This window comes from Lactobacillus sp. ESL0701, from assembly GCF_029433445.1.
Taxonomy (GTDB): Bacteria; Bacillota; Bacilli; order Lactobacillales; family Lactobacillaceae; genus Lactobacillus.
The window spans coordinates 14,210-27,040 of sequence record NZ_JAQTIC010000006.1 but is presented as its reverse complement, the minus strand read 5'-3'; the positions used below and the strand labels follow the sequence as shown (position 1 = coordinate 27,040).

The 12,831-nt window shown below is 35.6% G+C and carries 8 protein-coding genes and 1 CRISPR repeat array; all 8 genes read left to right on the top strand.

Features of this window, described 5'->3' with window-relative positions:
• The first annotated feature begins 107 nt into the window (after nt 1-107).
• The 8 genes from cas1 to PT281_RS05475 all read left to right on the top strand — a co-directional run bounded on the left by cas1 (nt 108) and on the right by PT281_RS05475 (nt 12,626).
• Nucleotides 108-1,019, top strand: a complete 912-nt coding sequence (gene cas1 / locus PT281_RS05510; RefSeq protein ID WP_277152733.1) for a type II CRISPR-associated endonuclease Cas1 — start codon at nt 108-110, stop codon at nt 1,017-1,019.
• The gene (gene cas2, locus PT281_RS05505; RefSeq protein ID WP_277152731.1) at nt 997-1,302 is read left to right on the top strand and encodes a CRISPR-associated endonuclease Cas2; all 306 of its coding nucleotides are present in this window, start codon (nt 997-999) and stop codon (nt 1,300-1,302) included. The genes cas1 and cas2 overlap by 23 nt, the downstream gene beginning before the upstream one ends.
• Nucleotides 1,299-1,967, top strand: coding sequence for a type II-A CRISPR-associated protein Csn2 (gene csn2, locus PT281_RS05500; RefSeq protein WP_277152729.1), 669 nt, complete (start codon nt 1,299-1,301; stop codon nt 1,965-1,967). Before cas2 ends, csn2 begins: the two co-directional genes overlap by 4 nt.
• Before the next feature lie 32 nt (nt 1,968-1,999).
• Nucleotides 2,000-6,854: direct repeats of the CRISPR family, unit length 36 nt; unit sequence GTTTTAGATGATTGTTAGATCAATGATGATTAGAAC.
• A gap of 364 nt (nt 6,855-7,218) precedes the next feature.
• The gene (locus tag PT281_RS05495) at nt 7,219-8,304 is read left to right on the top strand and encodes an ABC transporter ATP-binding protein (RefSeq protein WP_277152727.1); all 1,086 of its coding nucleotides are present in this window, start codon (nt 7,219-7,221) and stop codon (nt 8,302-8,304) included.
• Nucleotides 8,304-9,170, top strand: coding sequence for a sugar ABC transporter permease (locus tag PT281_RS05490; RefSeq protein WP_277152725.1), 867 nt, complete (start codon nt 8,304-8,306; stop codon nt 9,168-9,170). Before PT281_RS05495 ends, PT281_RS05490 begins: the two co-directional genes overlap by 1 nt.
• A complete protein-coding gene (locus PT281_RS05485; protein ID WP_277152724.1) occupies nt 9,171-9,995 on the top strand; it encodes a carbohydrate ABC transporter permease in 825 nt (274 codons plus the stop codon).
• On the top strand, nt 9,979-11,274 hold the full coding sequence (locus PT281_RS05480; RefSeq protein WP_277152722.1) for an MBL fold metallo-hydrolase: 1,296 nt from the start codon (nt 9,979-9,981) through the stop codon (nt 11,272-11,274). The genes PT281_RS05485 and PT281_RS05480 overlap by 17 nt, the downstream gene beginning before the upstream one ends.
• A gap of 47 nt (nt 11,275-11,321) precedes the next feature.
• Nucleotides 11,322-12,626 carry an extracellular solute-binding protein gene (locus PT281_RS05475; RefSeq protein ID WP_277152720.1) on the top strand — a complete coding sequence of 435 codons (1,305 nt, stop codon included), beginning with the start codon at nt 11,322-11,324 and terminating at the stop codon, nt 12,624-12,626.
• Nucleotides 12,627-12,831: the final 205 nt, after the last annotated feature.

Sequence of the window (12,831 nt, the reverse complement as noted above, 5' to 3'; positions counted from 1 at the left end):
TTGATTTTAAATCTGATTGTTAGATCAATGAGGATTAGAAATCCTATCGGGAGCTACCCGATAAATTAAGTGTAACATATTTTAATAAATAAACAAGGAGAAAAGATATGGGTTGGCGTTCAGTTATTATAACGCAACATGCTAAACTTACGTATTCGATGAATATGATGATTGTGCAAACGCGTGATGGTATTAATCAGGTTCCAATTGAAGATATTAATTTATTGCTTGTATCAACAACACAAGCTGTGATTACAAGTGCGTTAATTAGTAAATTAGCACAGAATCAAACAAAAATAATTTTTGTTGATGAAAAGGATAATCCTGTGACAGAAACTATGGATTATTATCCAGGATCACGCAATTTAGCTAAATTGAATCAGCAATTTAAGTGGGAGAGTCAACGTAAACAAGTTTTATGGACCAAAGTTATTAATCAAAAAATAACAAATCAAATTGCAGTATTAGATAATTTTGGCTTAGATTCGACAAATGTAAAGTCTGAGCTAGATAAGTTAGAAATCGATGACGTGACTAATCGTGAGGCAATTGCGGCACGCAGATATTTTATGATTTTGTTTGGGCAGAAGTTTATTCGACGTGATACAAGTGCAGTTAATGCAGCACTAGATTATGGCTATGCAATTTTGTTATCAAGTTTTAATCGTGAAATTGCAGTTAATGGCTATTTGTCGTATTTAGGTATACATCATTGTTCTGAAGTAAATCAGTTTAATTTAGCTTCTGATCTAATGGAGCCTTTTCGACCATTTGTTGATTATTGGGTGAAAGCTCATGAAAAAATTAAAGAATTAACGCCAGATATTAAATATGGTTTAGTTGAATTATTAAGTCTAGAAATTAAATTTAAGGGCAAAAAAACTTTATTAACAAATGCAATTTCCGATTATACACGTGAATGTTTGCATTATCTTAGTGAAGAAAATAAAGATATTCCTGAAATGGAGATGAATATGACAAATGAGGTACCGAATAATGCGCTTAATGATAATGTTTGACTTACCAACAGAGACAGCACAAGAACGTAAGGAATATCGCCAGTTTCGTAAAAAGCTAATTAATGAAGGCTTTTTAATGATTCAATATTCAGTTTATGCTAGAGTTTGCGTTACGAGACAGACGGCAAAATTTTTGGAAAATAGGGTTAAGAAGTTTTTGCCGCAAGGTGGAGTGGTACAATCATTGATGGTAACAGAGAAACAATATAATGAAATGCATTTTTTAGTTGGTAATCCAATTGATGATGTGCGTAATACATCTGATCGGACGGTGATTTTATGATTTTGTCTTATTTGACTCATAAAAAATGGACTTTTAAAGATAACGGTTTAACCATTTTAGCAACACAAAGTCCAATAGTATTTCAAGACTTAATTCAAAGCTTTCAGGGTAACAAAAAAATGCTAATTTGTACTGACGATAGCTATCAATCATTGGAATTGGAAAAAGTATTTGACTTTGTTGGAGATGTTTTGCTTAGTGGTGATGTTACTAAAAAGTACATGCTTCACATTGAAAAAAGCTATATTACGAATCTTGACGAAGATAATCGTAATAAAATTTTTGTGGCTTTTAATAATTTGGAAACAGTTTTGCAGGATTCACTACTATTAGAAGATTTGCCATTAGATATCAATTTTGATGAAGACTTGAAGAAGCTAATAAAAATGACAGAATTACATCTAGACTCAAAGATTAAGTTGGAACCATATGCTATAATTGAAACAGTTCTAAAGATACATCAAATTTGTAATATAAAAACAATTCCTGTGATATGTAATGTAGCTCATTACCTAGATGAACAGAAAATGCAAGAATTATATGAACTTGTTAAACAAGTAAATATACCTTTGATTTTAATAGAATTTACATCTCCTGATTTACTGATTGTTCCTAAAAATGTGCAATTTTATTATATTGATAAGGATCTAATCGATTGGTACTAGCTATAATATTAAAACTATATTATAAAATATCGGTTTTAGATGATTGTTAGATCAATGATGATTAGAACGACAGTTATAAAAGCTGGTGTAGTAAGTGAGTTTTAGATGATTGTTAGATCAATGATGATTAGAACCTGTCGCTGATTATTTAGCGCATTTATCAAGTTTTAGATGATTGTTAGATCAATGATGATTAGAACTGTGGCTACTGCATAATAAGTTTGCTTATTGTTTTAGATGATTGTTAGATCAATGATGATTAGAACTTAACTTGCTGATTAATTCATCAAGAATGAGTTTTAGATGATTGTTAGATCAATGATGATTAGAACCGCTTTCGCCACTCATCTTTACTAATCTTTGTTTTAGATGATTGTTAGATCAATGATGATTAGAACCAAAGAGTCTGACAATATGGAAACTGCGTTGTTTTAGATGATTGTTAGATCAATGATGATTAGAACTATCAATTTGTTTAGAATCATCAATTGTCTGTTTTAGATGATTGTTAGATCAATGATGATTAGAACTATCCGTCAGCAAACGACGCCAGCGTAATTGTTTTAGATGATTGTTAGATCAATGATGATTAGAACTCAGCGCCGATTAATGAATAACGAAGCTGCGTTTTAGATGATTGTTAGATCAATGATGATTAGAACCTTGAATGAATTTAACGCTTTTACCGATTCGTTTTAGATGATTGTTAGATCAATGATGATTAGAACGGTGAAATTATACACGTTCTTTATATGATTGTTTTAGATGATTGTTAGATCAATGATGATTAGAACGCACTTATTGCACCAAGTGGTGTTTCATAAGTTTTAGATGATTGTTAGATCAATGATGATTAGAACATTGTGGTCACCAGTTTCGATATAAAAAATGTTTTAGATGATTGTTAGATCAATGATGATTAGAACCGTGCAATATCTGCGGTACCCGATCTTGTTGTTTTAGATGATTGTTAGATCAATGATGATTAGAACTACATTAAGAGTAGCTACTGTTGGCTTCCCGTTTTAGATGATTGTTAGATCAATGATGATTAGAACTTTTTAACGTGCTTGAACTTATTAATACAAGTTTTAGATGATTGTTAGATCAATGATGATTAGAACTGACGTAAAGTCTTTAGAAAAATGTAGATTGTTTTAGATGATTGTTAGATCAATGATGATTAGAACAAGTCTTTATGTTGAAAACCCCATCATCAAGTTTTAGATGATTGTTAGATCAATGATGATTAGAACTTAGTTAGAGGTATAGCAGGTAAAGATAATGTTTTAGATGATTGTTAGATCAATGATGATTAGAACACAGGTAGCACGGTTTTAGAAACTAAAGATGTTTTAGATGATTGTTAGATCAATGATGATTAGAACAAAAGAGAATGACAACGAGCCAGCACGATTGTTTTAGATGATTGTTAGATCAATGATGATTAGAACTAGTTTTAATTTCAATATTGACCACTTAGAGTTTTAGATGATTGTTAGATCAATGATGATTAGAACAAGCGAGGATTAATTATGGTTCAATTACCAGTTTTAGATGATTGTTAGATCAATGATGATTAGAACTAATTCGATGCAATTCTTTCGCGAGCTTGAGTTTTAGATGATTGTTAGATCAATGATGATTAGAACTCGTCACGCTTTAAAAAATAAATTGCACTGAGTTTTAGATGATTGTTAGATCAATGATGATTAGAACTTAATTAAGTAATTAGGAAAAGTATACTTAGTTTTAGATGATTGTTAGATCAATGATGATTAGAACGGGGTGGTAACCTGTTAGAAGCTAAAGATGGTTTTAGATGATTGTTAGATCAATGATGATTAGAACTGGTACCTTAATTTCCTTAGACAATATTTTGTTTTAGATGATTGTTAGATCAATGATGATTAGAACGAAAAGATTAATAACAATAAATTTATTGATGTTTTAGATGATTGTTAGATCAATGATGATTAGAACTAACTGCATATTTTGGTAAGTCTAGCATGAGTTTTAGATGATTGTTAGATCAATGATGATTAGAACCTACCATGTGATATACTTATAGTGAAGTCAGTTTTAGATGATTGTTAGATCAATGATGATTAGAACTGCAACAGGTTGGGTATCAATCAAAAGTAAGTTTTAGATGATTGTTAGATCAATGATGATTAGAACTTGCACTGCAAGAAGATGTAGCAGTTGGCGGTTTTAGATGATTGTTAGATCAATGATGATTAGAACCGTTTTAGTAAAGGAGAAAAATAATGGCATGTTTTAGATGATTGTTAGATCAATGATGATTAGAACAATTACATACTAATCTAACCACAGAACTTGGTTTTAGATGATTGTTAGATCAATGATGATTAGAACTAGCTTCTGCACGATAATTACCTGCTTCCGGTTTTAGATGATTGTTAGATCAATGATGATTAGAACTTTTACTAGCAGTCATGTACTTATCATACAGTTTTAGATGATTGTTAGATCAATGATGATTAGAACTGTATATAGTAGCTTGTAACTCTTTTTTCAGTTTTAGATGATTGTTAGATCAATGATGATTAGAACCTTGATTCGATGGCATACACCAATGACCGAGTTTTAGATGATTGTTAGATCAATGATGATTAGAACTGCGGACGAAAAACGAGGGAATTTGGTTAAGTTTTAGATGATTGTTAGATCAATGATGATTAGAACACTATTTTTATCAGCAAATACGTCGGCATTGTTTTAGATGATTGTTAGATCAATGATGATTAGAACGTTGGTTGCAATACATCAGACATGTAAGTAGTTTTAGATGATTGTTAGATCAATGATGATTAGAACTACCCGTTTAGTCGGCCAGTAGCACTATACGTTTTAGATGATTGTTAGATCAATGATGATTAGAACTAATACTTTAATGAGTGCAATCAATGAGTCGTTTTAGATGATTGTTAGATCAATGATGATTAGAACTCACATGGTAGATAGAATGCAAGCACAAAAGTTTTAGATGATTGTTAGATCAATGATGATTAGAACTCCTAACCGGCGAGATGACCTTGCCTGCTAGTTTTAGATGATTGTTAGATCAATGATGATTAGAACCTTTTGGTATTGCTTTACCAGATATGATAAGTTTTAGATGATTGTTAGATCAATGATGATTAGAACTGTGTAACGTGACCACGTATATGTTTCACGGTTTTAGATGATTGTTAGATCAATGATGATTAGAACAACTTTACCAACTTTAATACCATAACCCTCGTTTTAGATGATTGTTAGATCAATGATGATTAGAACATGGGGATACGGTATTTTTGCTTATTTGTTGTTTTAGATGATTGTTAGATCAATGATGATTAGAACAAAACGAGTGTCTTTTGTTTTCTTTTTCTTGTTTTAGATGATTGTTAGATCAATGATGATTAGAACCTTTTCTAAAACTAAACAAGCGCCGATGCCGTTTTAGATGATTGTTAGATCAATGATGATTAGAACATTCTTAATGTCTGCATTGTCAGTAAATGCGTTTTAGATGATTGTTAGATCAATGATGATTAGAACGTTTTCGATGTCCACAGCATGATGATCCTTGTTTTAGATGATTGTTAGATCAATGATGATTAGAACTCAACTTACAACAGATTTCATTTTAGATAAGTTTTAGATGATTGTTAGATCAATGATGATTAGAACAGGTACATGCAATATGCCAATGACACCAAGGTTTTAGATGATTGTTAGATCAATGATGATTAGAACCTGGATTGACCAAATAATCCCCCTTTTTATGTTTTAGATGATTGTTAGATCAATGATGATTAGAACTGGGATTATAAGTAATAACCAAGACGATATGTTTTAGATGATTGTTAGATCAATGATGATTAGAACGATTGTCAAAATTAGCAAAAATATTTATGCGTTTTAGATGATTGTTAGATCAATGATGATTAGAACCGTAATTTTATCAGTTCCACTTGTTGCGCTGTTTTAGATGATTGTTAGATCAATGATGATTAGAACATAATATTACTAACCCAAGCCTCAGTAGTAGTTTTAGATGATTGTTAGATCAATGATGATTAGAACACACGGTTGAAGAATTACAAGCAGTAATTAGTTTTAGATGATTGTTAGATCAATGATGATTAGAACTGTAAATGTACTCGCCATCATAACCGTCTTGTTTTAGATGATTGTTAGATCAATGATGATTAGAACCTGTTGACGGGTCAGAAGACCCAGATGAGTGTTTTAGATGATTGTTAGATCAATGATGATTAGAACACAACAACAGTAGGGACTAATAACGGTATAGTTTTAGATGATTGTTAGATCAATGATGATTAGAACGATCAAGGAGTTCATGGCGCAAGCAGGTTAGTTTTAGATGATTGTTAGATCAATGATGATTAGAACTTTTCGAATTAATCATATTCAAAGAAGCGAGTTTTAGATGATTGTTAGATCAATGATGATTAGAACGTGTTAATCCAACAGAGCATTTTCCTAAATGTTTTAGATGATTGTTAGATCAATGATGATTAGAACGCTTGAGTGTAAAAAGTTTTCTGCAAAGTTGTTTTAGATGATTGTTAGATCAATGATGATTAGAACTGGTACAACTGGGAAGAGTTCAATACTAGTGTTTTAGATGATTGTTAGATCAATGATGATTAGAACTGCTGCTTACCGTGCTTGTCCCCACGGTTTGTTTTAGATGATTGTTAGATCAATGATGATTAAAACCCAATGTAATTCATGCCGATACCTAAAGACGTTTTAGATGATTGTTAGATCAATGATGATTAGAACAAGAGCTGCGTTTAGATGGACAATTAACCAGTTTTAGATGATTGTTAGATCAATGAGAGCACTAATTTTTCCCTAACTTGTATTTATCGGTTTACTAAGCTAGATTTTTAGTCAAGCAAAGGAATAAAATTTTTAATTAATATTCGGTTAATTAACCGGTTTTGAAATAATGGTGATCCAAAAAGGTGGTAGTAAGAATTACCGCCTTTTTGTTTTGTTCAGTTTAATAACTAAATAGAAACAATAAATCATATTTTAAGCAAATAATTAACTATTTAAGAAGCAAAAGCGAATATTAGCTTTAAAAATCAACTTACTTTTAATAAATTACGAATTTTTATTAGAAAAAGATAGTTGTGCTGTAACACAATTTATCTTAAAATTAGGGAGGAAAATAAACAGGTAATACAAGATGTAGTGGTGCGAACTTATGGATGATAACAAATTCGTTGAAGTGAAAAATCTCAGAAAGGTCTACGACAATGGGCATGAAGCCATTAAAGACGTTAGCTTTTCTGTTAAGAGAGGAGATTTAGTTTGTCTTTTAGGGCCGTCAGGCTGTGGTAAAACAACTATTTTGAATATATTGGCAGGACTACTTAATCCATCTGCTGGTGATATTTTGTTTGACGGCAAGTCGGTAGTAAAGACCGCGCCAAAAGATCGGCACATTGGCTATGTTTTTCAGAACTATGCCTTATATCCGCATATGACGGTTTTGCAGAACGTGATGTTCCCGTTAGTGGTTGGTAAACATAAGAAGTCCAAGAAGGAAGCCGAGCAGATTGCGCGCAAGTACATGGAATTGACGCAGATCACTGACTTAGCTGAGCAAAAGCCGGGTAATTTATCTGGTGGACAGCAGCAGCGGGTGGCAATTGCCCGGGCATTGGTGCAGGAGCCGCAGATTTTGTTAATGGATGAGCCCTTATCCAACCTTGATGCCCGTTTGCGGCTAAAGATTCGTGAAGAAATTCGTTCATTGGTTAAGTCGGTAGGAATTACGACCTTATTTGTTACCCACGATCAAGAAGAAGCCTTGTCAATTGGCGATAAGATTATTCTCTTTAATGATGGGCTTATCCAGCAGGATGATTTGGGGCAGAATTTTTATTTAGAACCGAATAATTATTTTGTAGCTAATTTTGTTGGTAATCCTGTGATTGATAATTTTAAGGTTACTAAAATTGCCGATGAGTTGCGGGCGAGCGATTTTACAATTAAACTGGTAGATTTAGATCAATCGCGGTTTAAGCGCGAAATGCCTGATGGGGAATATACGTTATCGGTGCGTCCGGAAAATATTGTCCCTCAAGAAGATGGAATTATAACAACGCAGGTCGATGATGTTGAATTGATTGGTCGTGAGCGGATTTTGAAATTTACTCATGATAATGTTCAAGCGCGGTCATTGGTGAATTTGGAATCGCCATTAAGACGAGGTGACCAGATTAAACTGGGGCTGCGGCTCGACCGAATTTTTCTCTTTACTCCTGAAGGAGAGCGCGTGTACTAATGAAGACAAATCAAAAAAAGGCGTGGCTGTTCTTAGCGCCGACAATTATTTTTGTAACCTTATTCAGTATTTATCCGATTTTGCGGGCCTTCGGCATGAGCTTGCAAAAAGGCTCACTGATTGACCTATCTTGGGCTGGATTTAGCAATTATCAGTATCTTTTTCATGATCCTGAATTTTGGTTGGCTATTAAGAATACTATTTTGTACGCTGTCATTTCAGTACCAGTGGGCTTGGCAATTTCGATCATGCTGGCGTGGATTATTTTTAGCAAGGTTAAGCACAAGGCGTTCTTTGAAACAACCTTCTTTATGCCGTATGTGACCTCAACGATTGCGATTGGGATTGTGTTTCGTTATATCTTTAACGGCGACTACGGGATGCTGAACTTTGTTCTGCGCAGTTTGCACTTACCCGCACCTAATTGGATTGATGACCCAGCAATGTCACTGACGACGATTATTATCTTTGGTATTTGGACATCACTAGCCTTTAATATTGTTATTTTGATGGGGGCATTGCGCAATATTGACCCGAACTTCTACACAATTGCAGAGATGTACGGTGCCAGCAGCAAGGATAAGTTCTGGCGGATTACAATGCCAGAGTTAGTGCCGACAATTGCCTTCTTGTTAACAATGAACGTGATTGGTGCCTTTAAAATTTATACTTCGGTCTATGCCTTATTCAACGGGCAAGCTGGGGTTGGTAATTCCGCGACAACCGCAGTGTTCTATATTTATAACAAATTCCAAATCGTTGGGACACCCGGTGTAGCAATGGTGGCAACAGTTATTTTGTTTTTAATTATTCTGCTAGCGACTTTTTTGCAACGCAAAATGATGAAGAAGATTGGAGAAAATTAAATGAAAAAACTACGTTTAGGTGTTTTATTCAGCTATCTTATTTTATTCATCTTCGCGGTCATTACAGTCTTTCCGTTTGTTTATATGCTTTTAGGCGGATTAATGAGCTTTCAAGAGACAACCTCAATTCCGCCGACTCTTATTCCGCACCATTTTGAATGGAGCAATTACGCTAAGGTCTTCGCGCAAGCTCCTTTTGCCCGCTACTTTTTTAATACGGTATTAACTGCCAGTATTACGACAATTGTTAGTTTGTTCAACTCGCTATTAGGTGCCTTTGCGATGGTCAATCTGCACTTTAAGGGTAAGGGAATCGTGCAGATGGTCCTGCTTTCTTTATTAATGGTGCCGGGAGAAGCAATTATTTTTACCAATTACAACACAATTGCCCATTTAGGACTGCTTAATACTTATATTGGGTTGGTGCTGCCATTTTTGACGTCGATTTTTTACATGTATTATTTGCAGAGCTATTTTGGTTCGATTTCGCAGACAATTTATAAAGCGGCAATGATTGATGGCGCCAGTGATTGGGAGTACATTTGGAAGATTTTGGTGCCCATGTCCAAGGGCGGGTTGTTTACTGTTGGCTTACTTAGTTTTATTTCGGGTTGGAACTCATTCTTGTGGCCGTTATTAGTAACTAATGAAGACACGATGCGGCTGCTAAATAATGGGTTAGCTACGTTTGCTTCGGATGCTGGGAGTGAAACGCAGCTGCAACTAGCGGCAGCAACGTTGACAGTTTTGCCCATTTTGATTTTGTACTTTATTTTTAGGAAACAAATTATCCAAGGAGTTGTGCGCAATGACCTTAAAGGATAGAACAACAATTACTTTTTATAATGGCTTGACGACAATTGGTGGACCAATGATTGAGGTTGCTTATCATAAGTCGCACGTGCTGTTTGACCTAGGTGAAGTTTATCGACCAGAGTTAAACTTGCCGGATGAAAATTTTGCAACGTTAATTAAAAACAGGCTAATTGGGGATGTTCCCAACTTTTACGATCCCCAATTGACGGGTAAGGCGATTAATCATGAAAAATTTGAACATGTCGCTGCTTATCTGTCGCACCTTCATCTTGACCACAGCAAGGCAATGAACTTTTTGGCACCAGAGATACCACTTTATGCGGGACCGATTACTGCTAAAATGCTGCCGGCGCTCAATGAACGGGGAGATTTTCTATTGCCGGCTGCAGGACATGCGGCTAATTATACCAGACCAATTATTGCGGCTGAATTTCGTCAGCCAATTAAGGTTGGTGATATCACCCTTGAAGTATGGCCAAGCGATCACGATGCCTATGGAGCAACTGGCTTAATTGTGACAACGCCAGATAAGAGAATTGCCTATACGGGTGATATTCGACTGCATGGATATCATCCCGACTGGGTATACCAATTTTTAGCAGCTGCTAAGGGTAGCGACGTGTTAATTATTGAAGGTACTGGTGTTTCGTGGCCAGAAGAACATCATGACCAAAGTAGCGAGGAGTTTACTGGTCCGAAAAATGAGCAGGAATTGACGGAGCAGATAGTGAAGTTGCAAGAAGATAATCCTAGCCGCCAGTTGACCTTTAATACTTATCCGACAAATGTCGAACGCTTGTTAAGAATTATCAGCGACTCGCCGCGGCAAGTTGTCTTGCATGCGGCGCGGGCACATTTGCTCAAAGAAAGTTTAAACAAGGATTATCCGTATTATTACTTGCCGCAAGATGAAAAGCTTGCTGATCTAAAGCCTGAACTAGCAGTTCCTTATCAAGAATTGCTGGCAGACAAGAGCAAGTATTTGTGGCAAGCAGTAGCCGACTTTGACAAGTTGCAGGAGGGCGGCATTTATCTTCATTCTAATGCCGAGCCGTTAGGCGAATTTGATCCGGCATATCAACCGTTTGTCCAGCAGTTTAATGCAAAGAAGATTGAGTTTAAGGCGTTGCGCTGCTCGGGTCACGCTGATGTTAAAGAACTCAGAGAAATTATTGGCGAGGTTCAGCCAGCAATACTAATCCCGGTACACACATTGCACCCGGAGCTGGAGGAGAACCCATTTGGTAAACGGATTTTACCTAAGCGTAAGCAAACAATTACGCTTTAGTGAATCAAAAATTGTTGTTTAGTTTTTATTTTTAGGAGGTTTACCTAATGAAATTTAGTAAGAAGCTTGCTGCGGCTTTGGCCACGGGATTAATTTTGCTGGGGACGGCTGCATGTTCTAATGGCGGGTCTTCATCGTCAGGTACGAGTACTGATAAAATCCCAGCTAAAATTACCAAGAAGACGACTGTTGTCTTTTGGAATGGGATGACTGGCGTGCAACAGGAAACGCTGAAAAAGTTGACTCAGAAATTTGAGCAAAAGAATCCTAATATTACGGTTAAGTTGGAAAATCAAGGGGCATACAATGATTTGCAGGCAAAAATCAATTCGACTTTGCAGTCGCCGAATAATTTGCCAACGATTACTCAGGCTTATCCCGATTGGCTCTATACCGCATCCAAGAATAAGTTGCTGGTTGACCTAAAGCCTTACATTAATAATCAGAATGTTGGCTGGGGCAGCACAGCTGCTTCCAAGATTAAGCCGGCATTACTCACGGGCGCGCAAATTGGCGGTGTGCAATACGGAATTCCGTTTAATAAGTCAATTGAAACTCTGACTTATAATGCCGATATGTTTAAGAAGTATGGTATTGAAAAAGCGCCAGCGACAATGGCTGAACTGAAGCAGGACGCACAAATTATTTATACTAAGAGTCACCACCAGGTTGTTGGTGCTGGCTTTGATTCCTTATCTAACTACTATGCTTTAGGGATGAAGAATGAGGGAGTTGATTTTTCAAGCAAGATTGACTTCAATGGCACTACGTCCAAGAAGGTTATCAATTATTATGCCGATGGTATTAAGGCTGGTTACTTTGAAATTGCTGGTTCAGAACATTACTTATCAGGTCCTTTTGCCAATCAAAAAGTAGCGATGTATATCGGGACTTCTGCTGGGGAAGGCTTTGTTAAAAAGGGCGTCGGCAATCGTTTTACTTATGATGTGGCACCGCGTCCAGGTAAATACACAATGCAGCAAGGAACAGACATTTACATGTTCAAACATGCGACTGCTGAACAAAAAGCAGCTGCCTTTATGTATATTAAGTTCCTAGTTTCCAAGAGTAGTCAACTTGAATGGGCTAATGCGACTGGTTATATTCCGGTTAACCAAGAAGTTGTTGATTCTAAGGAATATAAGGCTAACAAGAAGATTAAGCTGCCGGCTAAACTGGAAGATGCAATGAAGAACTTGTACAGTGTGCCGGTTGTTAAGAATGCCGGTGCTGCTTATAGTGAGCTCAATCCGATTATGCAAAATATTCTGTCTGCAGCGCAAAAGAAGCAGGCAGTTGATAATGCAATCAAGTCTGGTAAGTCAAAATTTGATGCTGCATGGCAACAATAAAAACTGAATAACAAATTATGCTAATTAAAAATGTCTGTCCTATGTGGGGCAGGCATTTTTTGCATTGGATATCTACTTATCGCTCACAAAATTAGAACAAACTAGTAATCTTTTTGATTTTGATAAATAAAAGACGAACTTTGTCCATGATTAAATATGATATTTTTACAAAAGCCGAATTTTTGGTGAAAATTTAGTTGTAATT